Raw genomic sequence first — 14,886 nt, forward strand, 5'->3', positions numbered from 1 at the left:
CGGAAGGACGGCGGTCAGCCGGCCGTCGGCCCGGCCGACGGCTTCCGCAGCCGGTCCGCCAGCCGCGTCAGCGGATCGGTCAGCCCCAGCAGTTCCTCGGCACTCGGCCGCGCGCCCTTCCCGTCGGTCAGCCCCGCCCGCCGCGGCGCCTCCCCGCCGGCCGTGCCCGGGCCGGAGGACGCACCGGAGGACGCACCGGTCCCGGGTGCGGCGGCAGCGGAGCCCGTCCCGCCACCCGAGGTGTCCCAGTGCCGCAGCGCGCCCGCCTCGCTCTCGCACTCCTGGCTGAGCCGGCTCAGCTCGTCGGCGGCGAAGCGGTGCATCCGGTCCTGGGCGGCCCAGCGCATGGTCTCGGCGGAGTGGGTGATCCGGTCCGCCCGCTCCCGCAGCTCGGGCAGCTTGGCCGCGATCCGGCCCGGGTCGGGCTCGCGCTCCAGGAGCCGCAGCTCACCGTCCAGCTCCGCCGCGTGGGTGTCCAGCCGCCGTAGCAGGGCGAGTGCCTCGCCGAGCTGGCCGTCCTGGACCAGTCCGCTCTCCAGGACCTGGCGCGTGCCGTCCAGGGAGGTCCGCAGCTCCAGCCGGACGGCCGAGATCCGGCCCTGCGGGCCGGGCTTGGTGTAGGTCTTCGCCTTGAGTGTCACGTTCTCGACCGCCCGACGGGCATTGGCCTCGTGCCGCTCCACCTTCGTGGCGATCGCCCTCGCCGCCTTGACCGTCCCGACCACCGCCAGTACCGCCACCACGAGCCCGAGGAGCAGGGCCAGGCCGACCAACACGCCGAGCGCTTCCATCACGAGCCACCTTCCGTCAGCCGAACCGGCCCCCACCGAGCCCAACGCGGGCCGGCCCACCGAGGGTTCCACGGTAGCCCCCCGACCGGCGTCGGGGGCGGGCCGAACGGGCCCGGGCCGCGGAGATCAGGGACAGATGGGGGATGTCCCCGACGAGGGCCCGACCCCGCGATCACCTCCGGCGCACCCGCCACGTCCAGCCCGCCGCCGGCACACCCGGCACACCCCGCGCTCCCGGCACACCCGGCGCCCAACAGCCGGCGGCAACCAACCACCGACAGCCACCGGAAGCCACCGACAGCCACCACACGGCATCGAGGAACGCCGAAGGGCGGGCGCCCCGAAGGACACCCGCCCCGGCCGGCAGAAACGGCCGACGGAAACGACCGCCAGAAACGGTCAGCAGAAACAACCGCCGGCCGGCCGTCAGCCAGTGACGATGTTCACCAGTTTCGGCGCCCGCGCGATCACCTTGCGCACCGGCGCGTCCCCGATCGCCGCGACGACGGCCGGATCGGCCAGCGCCAACGCCTCCAGCTCGGCGTCGGAGATCGACGGCGCGACCTCCAGCCGGGCCTTGACCTTGCCCTTGATCTGCACGACGCAGGTGACCGCCTCGTCCACCACGTACGCCGGGTCGGCCACGGGGTAGTCGGTGTGGGCCAGCGACTCGCCGTTGCCCAGCCGGCGCCACAGCTCCTCCGCGATGTGCGGGGCCAGCGGGGCGACCAGCAGGACCAGCTGCTCGGCGACCGGTCGCGGCGTGGAGCCGCGCTTCACCAGGAAGTTGTTCAGCTCGATCGCCTTGGCCACGGCCGTGTTGAAGCGCAGCGCGGCCATGTCGCCGCGAATGCCGTCGATGGCCTTGTGCAGCGCCCGCAGGGTCGCCTCGTCCGGCGTCTCGTCCGTGACGACCAGCTCACCGGTCGCCTCCGAGACGACGTTGCGCCACAGCCGCTGCAGGAAGCGGTACGAGCCGACCACCGCGCGGGTGTCCCACGGGCGGGAGACGTCCAGCGGGCCCATCGACATCTCGTACAGACGCAGCGTGTCGGCGCCGTACTCGTCGGCGATCTCGTCCGGGGAGACGGCGTTCTTCAGGGACTTGCCCATCTTGCCGGCCTCGCGCTTGACCGGCTCGCCCGCCCAGGAGTACGCGCCGTCGCGCTCCTCGACCTCGGCGGCGGGCACCGGGAAGCCGCGCTCGTCGCGGTAGACGTCCGCGGTGATCATGCCCTGGTTGAACAGCTTGTGGAACGGCTCGACCGAGGAGACGTGGCCCAGGTCGTGCAGCACCTTGTGCCAGAAACGCGCGTACAGCAGGTGCAGCACGGCGTGCTCGGCCCCGCCGACGTACAGGTCGGCGCCGCCGCCCGGCTTCTCGGCCGTCGGGCCCAGCCAGTACTGCTCGTTGGCCGGGTCGACGACCCGCTCGCCGTTCGACGGGTCGATGTAGCGCAGCTCGTACCAGCACGAACCGGCCCAGTTGGGCATGGTGTTGGTCTCGCGGCGGTACGGCTTCGGGCCGTCGCCCAGGTCCAGCTCGACGTTGACCCAGGCCTCGTTGCGCGACAGCGGGGTCTTCGGCGAGGAGGCCGAGTCGAACGGGTCGTAGGTGTGCGGCGAGTAGTCGTCCACCTGGGGGACCTCGACCGGCAGCATCGACTCGGGCAGCGCGTGCATCACGCCGTCCTCGTCGTAGACGATCGGGAAGGGCTCGCCCCAGTACCGCTGGCGGCTGAACAGCCAGTCGCGCAGGCGGTAGTTGACGGTTCCCTCGCCGATGCCGCGCTCGGCCAGCCAGGCGGTGACGGCGGCCTTGGCGTCGACGACGCTCAGACCGTCCAGCGAGATCCCGTTCTCGGCGGCCACGTCGTCGGCGGTGTGCGCCGAGTTGACGATCACCGAGTCGTAGGTGTCGAAGGCGTCGTCCCAGGTGTGCGGGTCCTCGTCGCGGCCGTCGGTCGGCTTGACGACGCAGCGCATCGGCAGCGCGAAGGCGCGGGCGAACGCGAAGTCGCGGTGGTCGTGGGCCGGGACGGCCATGATGGCGCCGGTGCCGTAGCCCATCAGCACGTAGTCGGCGATGAAGACCGGGACGGGCTCGCCGCTGACCGGGTTGACCGCGTAGGCACCGGTGAAGACGCCGGTCTTGACCTTGGCCTCGACCTGGCGCTCCACGTCGGACTTCGCGGCGGCGGTCGCGCGGTACGCGGCCACGGCCTCGGCCGGAGTGGCGGCGCCGCCGGTCCACTCCTCACGGGTGCCGGCGGGCCAGGCGGCGGGCACGATCGGGTCGACCAGGCCGTGCTCGGGGGCCAGCACCATGTAGGTGGCGCCGAACAGGGTGTCGGGGCGAGTGGTGAAGACGGTGATCTTCTGGTCGCCGGGGGCCGCGAAGTCGACGCGGGCGCCCTCGGAGCGGCCGATCCAGTTGCGCTGCTGCAGCTTGATGGCCTCGGGCCAGTCCAGCAGGTCCAGGTCGGAGATCAGCCGGTCCGAGTAGGCGGTGATCCGCATCATCCACTGGCGCAGGTTCGACTTGAACACCGGGAAGTTGCCGCGCTCGGAGCGGCCGTCCGCGGTGACCTCCTCGTTGGCCAGCACGGTACCCAGCCCGGGGCACCAGTTGACCGGCACCTCCTTGGCGTAGGCCAGCCGGTACTCGCCCAGCAGTTCGTCGCGCTCGGCGGCGGACAGCTCCGACCACGCCCGGCCGCCCGGCAGCTCGCGCGAGCCGTCCGCGAAGCCGGCGATCAGCTCGCTGATCGGGCGGGCCCGGCCGGCCTCCTTGTCGTACCAGGAGTTGAAGATCTGCAGGAAGATCCACTGGGTCCAGCGGTAGTACTCCGGGTCGATCGTGGAGATCGAGCGGCGCGGGTCGTGGCCCAGGCCCAGCCGGCGCAACTGCTGGCGCATGTTGGCGATGTTGGCCTCGGTGGAGACCCGCGGGTGGGTGCCGGTCTGCACCGCGTACTGCTCGGCGGGCAGGCCGAACGCGTCGTAGCCCAGCGTGTGCAGCACGTTGTGGCCGGTCATCCGCTGGTAGCGCGCGAAGACGTCGGTGGCGATGTAGCCCAGCGGGTGGCCGACGTGCAGGCCCGCGCCGGAGGGGTACGGGAACATGTCCATGATGAAGCTGTGCGGCTTCGCGGAGACGTCGCCGGCGCTCGGGTCGGCCAGGTCACCGGCCGGGTTGGGAGCGCTGAACGTGCCCTCCTTCTCCCAGATGTCCTGCCAGCGGGACTCGATCTCCGCCGCCAGGGTGGCGCTGTACCGGAACGGCTCGGTCGCGGCCTCGGCCGCGCCGGAAGCAGGGGTCGTCTCGCTCATGGTCCTTCAGGCTCCATCGATGTCAGTGGGCGAACCGGGCACAGGGCCGGGCGCGACACGAAAGGCGGCGGAAAACAAAAAAGCCCCTCGCAGGAGGGGATGCCACGCCGACTCCGGCGCCCGCCCTGGGGCGCGGCCGGTCCTGGTCAGCGCGGCCGGCTAAGGAGCAGGCGCACGGTTCGCATGGGCTCAGGGTACCGCAAGGGGATCAGGCCTCTCCCGGAGATACCGACCGGGCGGCCGCGTCGAAGTCGCGCAGCGCGCGGGCGACCCGCTCGGACTGCATCCCGGCCGCCAGGGCGCGCGCCCGGTCGGCCGTGCCGGCGGCCTCCCGGAGGCGGCCGGTACGGCGCTGGGAGTCCGCCAGCCGGACCATCAGCAGCACCCGGGCCCGGGCCCGGCCGGGTCCGAGCCCGGCCACCGCCCCGGCGAGCAGGGCCTGGGCGTCGCGGTGGTCACCGAGGAGGAGGTAGCCCTCCCCCACCATGCCCGCGAGGTCCGCCCGGGCCTGCGCCACCTCCGCGCCCCCGGCCCTGGAACCCGCACCCGCACCCGCAGCACCCCCGGCCCCGGCCCCGGCCCCGGAACCCGCACCCGCACCCTCCGCGGGCCCCGCCCACCCGTCCAGCTCCGCGAACGCCCGCCCGGCCGCCGCCGCGACCTGCTCCGGCTCACCCCGCCGCCCGTACGCACGCGCCATCCGGCCGAGCTGCAGGGCCCGGTCGGCCGGGCCGAGCGCCTCCCAGGCCGCCTCCAGCACCCCGGCGAGGACGGTGACGGCGTCCAGCCCCCGCGCTCCCCCGCCCTGGGTGGCCAGCACCACCAGGCAGCCGACCACCCCCACCCCGAGCCGGGGGTCCCCGCTGAGGTGGGCGGCGCGCAGCGCGGCCACGAACGCCCGCTGGGCGGCCGCCTCGTGGCCGAGGTCGTACGCGGCCCAGCCGGCCAGCCGGGCCAGCCGGCTCGCGGTGCCGTACAGCGCGCGGCCGAGTTCCTCGTCGTATCCGCCGAGTTCCAGCAGCTTGGCGACCATGGCCAGCTCGGCCCGGGCCGGCCCGAGCACCAGGCCGCCGCCGCAGGCCCGTTCCAGCCGCAGCTTGCTCCGGTAGGAGAGCCGGAGTTCGCCGACCAGCGCGGGGTCGATCCGCAGCGCGCCCTCGCCGCCGCCGACGGGTGGCGGCGGGGTGGCCAGCCGGGCGGCGGCCTGGTCGAGGTCGGCGCCGCGGAACAGGTCGGTGAGCCGGACCGGACCGGCGTCGGTGGCCGCCTCGCGCAGCGCGGTCTGGGCGGTGTCGGCCGTCCACGGGTCGGTGAGCAGCCGGGGCGAGAGGATCTTGGCCCCCCGGTTGCCGCCCATCCGGCCCCAGAGCTGCTCGTAGGTGACGGCGATGCCGAGCGTGCGGCTGAGCACCTCGCAGACCGTCTGGTCGTGCGGGCTGCGCGGGACCATGCCCCGGTCGCGCCACTTGTACGGGGCGGTGGAGCTGATCGCCAGGCCGGGCGGCAGGGTCAGGTTCACCTCGCGGGCCAGCCGCTCCGGGTTCCAGCCGAGCTGGTGGAGTATCCGGGCCAGCTCCTCGTTGCGTCTGCGCTCCAGATCGGCCATGGCACGACGGTAGCGGTCCCGCGTGGCCGGCGGCCGGGCCGGCCGGAAAACCCCGGGGGGTGCCCGCCGTAGCTGAGCGGGCACCGCCGGGGCCGGCCGAACCGGCCTCGGGAAACGCCGAAGGCCGCCTCCCGGAACGGGAGGCGGCCTTCGACTTCTGTGGAGCTACGGGGAATTGAACCCCGGACCTCTTGCATGCCATGCAAGCGCTCTACCAACTGAGCTACAGCCCCTTGACCTGCGGTGTCACCGGAGGTTTCCTTCGGTTTCCCTCGGCGACATCGACTACTTTACACGGTCGAAGGGGTGCTCCACGAATCCGTTACCGGAGGTACTACCCGGCCGTCGGACGGCTGCGGGCGGCGAACGCCGCGCCGAGGCCGACGAGGCCCGCGATCGCGGCGGTGGTCACCAGCAGGGCGTGCCCGGAGTCCGGGGCGACGGCCGGCAGATCGACCCCGCCGAGGAAGACCGAGCCGAGCACCGCGACCCCGACCACCTGGCCGAGCTGGACGACCGTCACCAGCACGCCGCTGGCGTCCGCCGCGTCCGCCGGGGCGACACCGCCCAGCGCCCGGGCGAACAGCGGCGAGTACGAGCAGCCGGCGACGAGGCCGAGCCCGGTCATCAACAGCAGGGCCGCGGGGCCGATCTCCGCGCCGCCGCCGAGCAGCACCCCGAGCAGCAGGTAGCCGGGGGCCAGCAGGGCGGCGCTGATCAGCGGCAGGAAGCCGTGCAGCCGGGCGGGCAGCCGGTGCCAGTGCAGGCTGGACAGCCCGAAGCCGATCGCCACCGGTGCCGAGCAGAGCCCGGCGCGCAGCGCGCTGTGCCCGAGGCCGGACTGCTGGTGCAGGGCGAAGGCGAACAGGAAGCCCGCGAAGGCGGCCATGATCATGAAGATCGCGCCCGCCGCCGGGCGCAGTCCGGGCGCCCGCAGCACCCGGCCGGAGATCAGCGGTTGCCCGCCGCGCCGCGCGATCCGGCGCTCGACCACCACGAACAGGCCGAACAGCGCCGCGCTGCCGGCGAGCATCGCCCAGCCCCAGCCGGGCCAGCCCAGTTCGTGGCCGAGCACCAGGGGCACCACCAGCAGCCCGAGGGCCGCGCCGAGCACCACCAGGCCGGGGAGGTCGAGGCCGCGCTCGCGGTCGCCCGGCAGCTTCGGCAGCAGCCGGGCCCCGGCCACCAGCAGCGCCAGCCCGATCGGCACGTTGACCAGGAAGACCGGGCGCCAGCCCGTCCCGAACAGGTCGGCGCTGACCAGGACACCGCCGAGCACCTGGCCGACCGCCATGCCCCCGGCCAGCACCGCCGAGTAGAGGCCGAGCGCCCTGGTCCGGGCGGCGCCGGTGAAGGTCTGCTGCAGCAGGCTCATCACCTGCGGCACCATCAGGGCCGAGCCGGCGCCCTGGAGCAGCCGGAAGGCGATCAGCCAGCCGGTGGTCGGGGCGAGGCCACAGGCCAGCGAGGCGGCGGTGAAGACGGCCAGGCCCAGCTGGAACAGCCGGCCGTAGCCGTGCCGGGCGCCCAGCCGGGCGCCGGTGATGAGCAGCACCGCGTAGGCGATGGTGTAGCCGGCGATGACCAGTTGGAGGGCCGCGCCGGAGGCGTGCAGGTCGGTGCGGACGGTCGGCACCGCGACGTTGACGATGGAGACGTCCAGGATGGCCATGAACTGGCCGCAGAGCAGGAGGGCGAGGAGCCGCCCGGGCCGGGCGGCCGGGCCGGGGGCGATGGCGCCGGCCGCACCGGGCCGGATCTGAAGGTCCGTCATGGACCCAGCGTGCCGCGCGGCCGGTACTGGTGGTTAGAGCCTGCGGATCCTGGTACCGGCAGCACCTGTCTCGCCGGCCCGCCCTGCGGCACGATGGCGGGTATGACCGTCCTGGACGACCGCACCGCCTCCACCGCCGGGCCGCGCCGGCAGGACCGCCGCCGCACCGAGCTGGCCGGCTACCTCAAGGCCTGCCGGGCCCGGGTCTCCCCCGAGGACGTCGGCCTGCCGCCGGGGCTGCGCCGCCGGACACCGGGGCTGCGCCGGGAGGAGGTGGCGCAGCTCTCCGGGGTCGGCGTCACCTGGTACACCTGGCTGGAGCAGGGGCGGCCGATCAACGCCAGCGAGCAGGTACTGGCGGCGGTGGCCCGGACGCTGCGGCTGGACGACACCGAGCGCGAGCACCTGTTCCGGCTCGCCGGGCTGTCCGCGCGCCCGCGCACGCAGGCCGACCCGCCGGTCCTCGACCCCTCGACCCAGGCCATCCTGGACGCGCTCGCGCCGCTGCCGGCCGCGGTCTCCAACACCCGGTTCGACGTGCTGATGTACAACCGGTCGTACGAGTCGCTGTTCGGGACGAACCGGACCGCCACGCCCAGCGGGCGGTTCAACAGCATCTGGTGCACGCTCCTCATGCCGCCGTGCTGCAACCCGTTCCTGAACCGCGCGGAGGCGCTGCCGCGGATGGTGGCGGTGCTGCGGGCCGCGTACGGCAAGCACGTCGGCGAGCCGGTCTGGGAGGAGCACGTGCAGGGGCTGTCGGCGCGCAGCGAGCTGTTCCGGGACCTCTGGGCCCGGCAGGAGGTGGCGCAGCCGCAGACCTGGCTGCGGGTCTTCCGGCACCCGAAGGTCGGGGTGCTGCGGCTCAACGCCTCGTACCTGTCGCTGCCCGGGGTGCCCGAGACCTATGTGGTCGTCTATCTCCCGGAGGGGCCGGAGGACCGGGTCCGGATCGAGGAGCTCGCCACCCTGGCGCCCGGCGGCTGGCTCAACAGCTGCCACTCCTGAGCGGCCGGCCGGACTCCGGCCGTTCCCGGGGCCGCCCGGCCGACGGGGGCCCCGGGAACGCGGAAGGCCGCCACCCGATGGGTGGCGGCCTTTTCGCCGGTCTGTGGAGCTACGGGGAATTGAACCCCGGACCTCTTGCATGCCATGCAAGCGCTCTACCAACTGAGCTACAGCCCCGCGACACGCACGGCCCTCGCGGACCGCAGGTGCGGAGTGGAGCTACGGGGAATTGAACCCCGGACCTCTTGCATGCCATGCAAGCGCTCTACCAACTGAGCTACAGCCCCGCACTCACCGGATTTCGCGCTTCCCTTCCGGGCTGCGTTTCTTCCGTGCGAACGAGGAAGACTCTAACTGGTCAGGCCCGGAACTGCGAAATCCGCCCCCGCAGACCGCCCGGCGGCTCACCGCCGGGTGTCGCCGCCCAGGTGTCCCCACCCGAACGTCACCACCCGAACGTCACCGCTCGACCGTCCCCACTCGGCCGTCACCACTCGGCCGTCGCCGCCCGACCGTCACCGGCCGGGCGTTCCCGATCGGGTGTTCCCGATCGGCACCGTCGCCACCGCTCAGGTGTCGTCGCCGATCACCGGCTGCGGGAGGGTGCCCGCGTTGTGCTCCAGCAGACGCCAGCCGCGCGCGCCCCGGCCCAGCACGGACCAGCAGCAGTTGGACAGGCCGCCGAAGCACTCCCAGAGCGCCGGCTCCAGGCCGAGCAGCCGTCCGAGCATGGTGCGGATGGTGCCGCCGTGGCTGACGACCACCAGGGTGCCGTCCTCCGGCAGTTTGCCGACGGCGTCCAGCACCACCGGCACCGAGCGGTCGGCGACCTCGGTGGACAGCTCGCCGCCGCCGCGCCGGATCGGCTCGCCCTGCGCCCAGGCCGCGTACTCCTCCGGGAAGCGGGCCCGGATCTCGGCGTTGGTGAGCCCCTGCCAGGAGCCGGCGTACGTCTCGCGCAGCCCCTCGTGGTGCTGCACGTCCAGGCCGGTGACCCTGGCCAGTTCCTCGGCGGTGCGCCGGGCGCGCTGGAGGTCCGAGGAGACCAGCAGGTCGGGACGGAGGCCGGAGAGCAGCCGGGCCGCCCGCTGGGCCTGCAGGACGCCCTGGCCGGTCAGCTCGATGTCCGTGGTGCCCTGGAACCGCGATTCGAGGTTCCAGGACGTCTGGCCGTGCCGCCAGAAGACGATGCGCGGGCCCCGCGCCTCGCGGCTCAGCTGTAGTCCTCGGCGCCGAAGTTGTCCGCCGGGGCGGCCTCGGCCGGGGCGAGGGCGTTGCCGGCCTCGTCGGTGTGCGCGTCGGGACGGTTGCGGGAGGCCAGCGCGTCGGCCGGCAGCGGCAGCTCGGGGCAGTCCTTCCAGAGCCGGTCCAGGGAGTAGAAGGAGCGCTCCTCGGAGTGCTGGACGTGCACCACGATGTCCAGGTAGTCGAGCAGGATCCAACGGCCGTCGCGCTCGCCCTCCCGACGCACCGGCTTGATGTCCAGCTGCTCGCGCAGCTTGTCCTCGATCTCCTCGGCGATCGACTTGACCTGGCGGTCGTTGTTCGCGGAGGCGATCAGGAAGGCGTCGGTGATCGACAGCACGTCGCTGACGTCGAACGCGATGATGTTGTGCGCCAGCTTGTCGGCCGCCGCCTGGGCGGCGACGTTGATGATTTCCTGGCTGTGCTCGGTGGCGGTCACGATGTTCTTCCGGCTCGGCGGCTTGGGGGCGATGCCCGGCACTCGGCCGGGCATCGCCTTCCAGGATCTCACGCCGCCCCGGTGGCCCAGGAATCGTTTCCCGCGCCACCCGGCCGCCCCGGTCCTCCGCGCGGGCCTACTGCGCCTTCGGCGGCTGGTAGTCCTTGCCGAGGACGACCACCAGGTCGGCGTTCTGCGCGTCGGTGACCTTCTTCGCGGCCGTCTCCGGCAGGTTGAGGCTGACCGCCAGCGACTTCGCCGCGGCCTGCCGGGCGTCGTCGGTGTAGCGGATCTCACTGGTCGCCTGCGGCGTCGCCTTCGCCCCGCCCGGGATGAAGGTGAGGCCCGCGTTCACCACCTGGACCTGCGCGGCGCCGGCCGCCTGGTCGTTGCCGGTGGCGTCCTGGATCGAGACCCGGGCCGGCGCGTCGGCCGAGGTGGCGGACTTCACCGTGCCGCCCAGCACCTCCTTGACCTGCTGGCCGGCGCCGGCCTCGTCCAGGCTGCCGTCCGGCTTCACGGTCAGCACGGTGGTCCCGAGGTGGCCGTCCTTCGCCTGCTGGGCGAGCTGGACCAGCACGCCGGCCAGGGCGTCCTCCGGCAGCGACGGGTCGAGCACCGCGTTCATCCGGTGCACGTCGTCCTTGGCGTCCTTGAACTCGACCGGCATGGTCCGCATCACCGCGTCCATCACCTGGCCGAACCGGGCGAGTTGGGCGTCCCGGTTCTCGCCGGACGCCTGCAGGGTGGCGTAGGCGACCGCCGCCTTCCCGCTCAGCAGGGTGTTCTTGCCCGCGGCGGAGAGCAGCTTGCCGTCCGGCTTGCCGCCCTCGTGCGTCTCGGCGTTGGTGTCCACCCGGACCCCGCCGAGCTGGGCGACCAGCAGCTCCAGGTACGGCGTGTCGAGCCGCCAGGTACCGGCCACCGGGGCGCCCAGCACGGTGGCCAGGCCGTCCCGGGTGGCGGACGGACCGATGCTGTCCATCGCCTGGCCGACGGTGGTGACCGGCGGGTCGCCCGGGCCGGGCAGCCGCAGCGTGTCCGGCAGCAGCAGCACGGTGCCCTTGTGTCCCGAGGCGTCGTTGACCAGCAGCGCGCTGGAGACCTTGCCCTGGAGGTCACGCAGGTGCACCACGTTGACCTGGCGCGGGCCGGCGGCGGTCGCCGCGGTCTGCTTGCCGCCGGTCAACCAGAGGTAGCCGCCGGTGCCGGCCGCCGCGAGCGCCAGCACCACGCCGACGCCGATCAGCCGGGTGCGCAGCTTGCGGCGGCGCTCGGCGCGCACCTCGCTGCGCGACTCGGCGAACTTCAGCCAGTCGATGACGTCCTCGGTCTCCTCCGCCTCCTCGTCGACGAAGGTGAACTCACCGGTGGCGTAGTCGTCCCGGGGCGTCTTCCCGGCACCGCCGGCGGCCTTGGCCGCACGGCTCCCGCCGACCTGCTCGGACGGCGCCGCGGGCCGGGCCGGCGCCGCCCCGGCGGGGGTCGGCCGGGGCGTGCGGGGGCGCGGCGGCACCGGGGCCGGCGCCGGGGCGGCCTGCTCGGGCACCGGCTCGGCGACCACCGGCTGCGGCCCGGTCCCGAACTGCTGCGGCTGGTGGCCGCCCTGCTGTCCGTAGCCGCCCTGCTGCGGCTGCTCGTACGGCTGGTACGCCTGCTGCTGGTACTGGTCCTGGCCCTGCCCCTGGTAGCCGCCCTGGTAGCCGCCGGGCTGCTGGTACGCCTGCCCGCCGGCCGCCGGCTGCCCGTACGGGTCGTACTGGTCGTACCGCTGCTGCTCGTAGCCGCCCTGCTGTCCGTAGCCGCCCTGCTGCGGCTGCTCGTACGGCTGGTACGCCTGCTGCTGGTACTGGTCCTGGCCCTGCCCCTGGTAGGCGGTGTACTGGTCCTGCCCGTGGGGCTGCGCCGGCGGTACCGGCTGCCCGTACTGGTCGTACTGCTGCTCGTAGCCGCCCTGCTGCTGCTCGGGCGGGTACTGCTGCTGGTACTGCCCGGTGGACCAGTCGTCCTGCTGTCCCCTGCGATCGGTCATCCGTCGGCCCCTCCGGGGATCAGGTCCGGTGCGGCGCGTAGAGCGCCCGCTTGTCGATGTAGCGGACCACGCCGTCCGGGACGAGGTACCAGACCGGTTCACCCTTGGCGACCCGGTTGCGGCAGTCCGTGGAGGAGATGGCCAGCGCCGGGACCTCCACCAGGGAGACCCCGCCCACCGGAAGCCCGGCGTCCGAAAGAGTGTGCCCCGGCCGGGTGCAGCCGATGAAGTGGGCGAGCGAGAAGAGCTCCTCCGAGTCCCGCCAGGAGAGGATCTGCGCGAGCGCGTCGGCGCCGGTGATGAAGAAGAGGTCCGCGTCCGGGTGGAGCGCGCGCAGGTCGCGCAGGGTGTCGACGGTGTACGTCGGGCCCTCGCGGTCGATGTCGATCCGGCTGACCGAGAACTGCGGGTTCTCCGCGGTGGCGATGACCGTCATCAGGTAGCGGTCCTCGGCCGGGGTCACCTCGCGGTCGGTCTTCTGCCACGGCTGCCCGGTCGGGACGAAGACCACCTCGTCGAGGCGGAACGCGCTCGCCACCTCACTGGCGGCGACCAGGTGTCCGTGGTGGATCGGGTCGAAGGTGCCGCCCATCACGCCGAGCCGCTTCTTCACCGGTACCGGTCCGCCGGGATTCCCGGCCTGCTCTCCCATGCCGCCACACCTTACGCGACGCCCGTTACGGTGCGGGAACGCCCGGGTGGAGGCCATCCGGAGAACGCGTGAGGGAGCGGCCGGCGCTCCCGCCGGACGCTCCCCGAGCCGACCCGGCGGGGTTCGGTGCGCCGCTCAGCGGTCCCGGTTGAAGCGCGTGGTCACGTAGAGCAGCAGCAGCAGGACGAACAGTGCGGCGCCACCCGTGAGGTACGGGTTGAGGCTGTCGTGGTTGCCCCCCTCACCCTCGGAGGCGAGCAGGTTCAGGACGGGGAGTGCGGCGGCAGTGCTCATGGTCGGCGGACCTTCTCGGCTCGGATGACGGACCAGGGGTGGGCGGGCCGGTGAGGACCCACCTGTCATCGTACGGGTGCCGACACGGCAACCGCTCGGCGGCCCACCGCGTCTGATCCCGCGTGAGCCGGGCGCCCGGCGGGGCCCGTCCGGAGGGTGGTCAGTTGTTGCGGCCGGCCCGCAGCAGGAGCCAGGCGAGCAGGCCGACACCGACGAAGGAGGCCACCACGATGATCCGCAGGAAGAGCCCCGGGCCGTTCTCCGTGGAGATCGGACCGGCCAGGCTGACAAGGGCGTCGGTGGACATCTGCGGGCTCCTCGGACTGCTCGGTACCGCGGCCAGGTCTGGTCTCGGCTCTCCAGGTCATTCAGGGTAGACCGGCCTCACACCCGCGCCGGTCACCGCCCCCTCCGGCGCCGTCCGCGCCGCGCGTAGGGTGAGCGCGGGGACGAGTACGCAACCACGGACGTTGCACAGACAGTCGTTGCAGGCGAAGACCAGCGGGGGCCGGCCAGCTGCCGGGGCCGCCGTCGACCAGGAGGGTACTCACACCATGACCGATACGACCTCGAAGGCCCCCAGCCGGCGCCGCCAGCGGTTCCCGGAGATCTCCACCCGGGCCTGGGAGCACCCGGCGGACCGCTCCGCCCTCGTCGCGCTGCGCAAGCTGACCGGTTTCGACGACGTCCTCAAGAAGCTCGCCGGGCTGGTCTCCGAGCGCTCGATCCGGCTGATGTTCCTGGCCACCGCCGTGAAGACCTCCGAGCGGCAGTTCCCCGAGCTGCACGGGATGGTGCGCGACGCCGCGTACGTGCTGGACCTGGAGAAGGTCCCGGACCTCTACGTCTCCCAGGACCCGACGGTCAACGCCTACTGCATCGGCATCGACACCCCGATCATCGTGGTCACCAGCGGCCTGGTCGAGCTCCTGGACGAGGAGGAACTGCGCTCCGTCATCGGCCACGAGGTCGGCCACGCGATGTCCGGCCACGCCGTCTACCGGACGATGCTGCTGATCCTCACCAACATCGCCGCCCGGATCGCCTGGGTGCCGCTCGGCAACCTCGCGATCATGGCGATCGTCACCGCGCTCAAGGAGTGGTTCCGCAAGGCCGAGCTCTCCAGCGACCGGGCCGGCCTGCTCGCCGGCCAGGACCTCCAGGCCTCCATGCGGGCCCTGATGAAGCTGGCCGGCGGCCACAACCTGGGCGAGATGAACGTCGACGCCTTCCTGGAGCAGGCCGCGGAGTACGAGAAGGCCGGGGACCTCCGCGACGGCGTGCTCAAGCTGCTGCAGGTCCTGCCGCAGAGCCACCCGTTCGCCGTGGTGCGGGTCGCCAAGCTGAAGAAGTGGGCGGAGAGCGAGGAGTACCGCTCGATCCTGGCCGGCGCCTACCCGCGCCGCACCGACGACGCCGAGACCTCGGTCGGCGACCAGTGGAAGGCCGCCGCCGACCACTACACGAGTTCGGTGAAGGAGAGCAAGGACCCGCTGATGGGCCTGATCCGCGACGTCGCCGGCGGCGCGGCCACCGTCGGCGGCAAGCTCCGCGACACCTTCACCGGCGCCACCCGCTCCAACGGGTCGTCGGCCCCCCGCGACGAGAACTGATCCCGCGGTGCCGACGGCTCCCGGCGGCCCGCCGGGAGCCGTCGGCGCACCCGGGGCCCGGCACCGCCCGAACGGCACCCACCGCCCGAACGGCCCCCG

General features: G+C 73.4%; 12 protein-coding genes and 3 tRNA genes. 2 read left to right on the forward strand and 13 right to left on the reverse strand.

What is annotated here, in order from left to right; translation table 11 throughout:
- Nucleotides 1–14: 14 nt before the first annotated feature.
- The 5 genes from ACIQTO_RS19035 to ACIQTO_RS19055 form a co-directional block, all read right to left on the reverse strand.
- Complete coding sequence (locus ACIQTO_RS19035; protein WP_402389014.1) at nucleotides 15–791, reverse strand: hypothetical protein; 777 nt, start codon at nucleotides 789–791, stop codon at nucleotides 15–17.
- Between the two features lie 426 nt (nucleotides 792–1,217).
- A complete protein-coding gene (leuS, locus tag ACIQTO_RS19040) occupies nucleotides 1,218–4,124 on the reverse strand; it encodes a leucine--tRNA ligase (RefSeq protein WP_402389017.1) in 2,907 nt (968 codons plus the stop codon).
- Between the two features lie 208 nt (nucleotides 4,125–4,332).
- A complete protein-coding gene (locus tag ACIQTO_RS19045) occupies nucleotides 4,333–5,730 on the reverse strand; it encodes a hypothetical protein (protein WP_402389020.1) in 1,398 nt (465 codons plus the stop codon).
- Between the two features lie 160 nt (nucleotides 5,731–5,890).
- A tRNA-Ala gene (locus ACIQTO_RS19050) sits at nucleotides 5,891–5,963 on the reverse strand.
- A 101-nt stretch (nucleotides 5,964–6,064) separates the two neighbouring features.
- Complete coding sequence (locus ACIQTO_RS19055; RefSeq protein ID WP_402389023.1) at nucleotides 6,065–7,504, reverse strand: MFS transporter; 1,440 nt, start codon at nucleotides 7,502–7,504, stop codon at nucleotides 6,065–6,067.
- 102 nt (nucleotides 7,505–7,606) lie between these two features.
- Between ACIQTO_RS19055 and ACIQTO_RS19060 the strand changes: the two genes are divergently transcribed.
- Nucleotides 7,607–8,512: a helix-turn-helix transcriptional regulator gene (locus ACIQTO_RS19060; protein WP_402389026.1), complete on the forward strand. Its 906-nt coding sequence runs from the start codon at nucleotides 7,607–7,609 to the stop codon at nucleotides 8,510–8,512.
- A 104-nt stretch (nucleotides 8,513–8,616) separates the two neighbouring features.
- Here ACIQTO_RS19060 and ACIQTO_RS19065 read toward each other — a convergent pair.
- The 8 genes from ACIQTO_RS19065 to ACIQTO_RS19100 form a co-directional block, all read right to left on the reverse strand.
- Nucleotides 8,617–8,689 (reverse strand) — tRNA-Ala (locus ACIQTO_RS19065).
- A 37-nt stretch (nucleotides 8,690–8,726) separates the two neighbouring features.
- A tRNA-Ala gene (locus ACIQTO_RS19070) sits at nucleotides 8,727–8,799 on the reverse strand.
- A 282-nt stretch (nucleotides 8,800–9,081) separates the two neighbouring features.
- Entirely contained in the window at nucleotides 9,082–9,729 is a 648-nt protein-coding gene (locus tag ACIQTO_RS19075) for a histidine phosphatase family protein (RefSeq protein WP_402389273.1), read from the reverse strand.
- Nucleotides 9,726–10,196, reverse strand: coding sequence for a ribosome silencing factor (rsfS, locus tag ACIQTO_RS19080; protein ID WP_329492097.1), 471 nt, complete (start codon nucleotides 10,194–10,196; stop codon nucleotides 9,726–9,728). Before rsfS ends, ACIQTO_RS19075 begins: the two co-directional genes overlap by 4 nt.
- A 136-nt stretch (nucleotides 10,197–10,332) precedes the next feature.
- Nucleotides 10,333–12,228 (reverse strand): LCP family protein, encoded by a 1,896-nt coding sequence (locus ACIQTO_RS19085; protein ID WP_402389030.1) that lies wholly within the window; start codon nucleotides 12,226–12,228, stop codon nucleotides 10,333–10,335.
- A gap of 19 nt (nucleotides 12,229–12,247) precedes the next feature.
- Nucleotides 12,248–12,880, reverse strand: coding sequence for a nicotinate-nucleotide adenylyltransferase (nadD, locus tag ACIQTO_RS19090; protein WP_402389033.1), 633 nt, complete (start codon nucleotides 12,878–12,880; stop codon nucleotides 12,248–12,250).
- 135 nt (nucleotides 12,881–13,015) lie between these two features.
- Nucleotides 13,016–13,174: a hypothetical protein gene (locus tag ACIQTO_RS19095; RefSeq protein ID WP_360637147.1), complete on the reverse strand. Its 159-nt coding sequence runs from the start codon at nucleotides 13,172–13,174 to the stop codon at nucleotides 13,016–13,018.
- Between the two features lie 160 nt (nucleotides 13,175–13,334).
- Nucleotides 13,335–13,481: a hypothetical protein gene (locus tag ACIQTO_RS19100; protein WP_380571177.1), complete on the reverse strand. Its 147-nt coding sequence runs from the start codon at nucleotides 13,479–13,481 to the stop codon at nucleotides 13,335–13,337.
- Between the two features lie 247 nt (nucleotides 13,482–13,728).
- Between ACIQTO_RS19100 and ACIQTO_RS19105 the strand changes: the two genes are divergently transcribed.
- Nucleotides 13,729–14,787 (forward strand): M48 family metallopeptidase, encoded by a 1,059-nt coding sequence (locus tag ACIQTO_RS19105; RefSeq protein WP_402389037.1) that lies wholly within the window; start codon nucleotides 13,729–13,731, stop codon nucleotides 14,785–14,787.
- Nucleotides 14,788–14,886 lie beyond the last annotated feature (99 nt).

This window comes from Kitasatospora sp. NPDC091207 (genome assembly GCF_044768625.1).
GTDB lineage: Bacteria > Actinomycetota > Actinomycetes > Streptomycetales > Streptomycetaceae > Kitasatospora.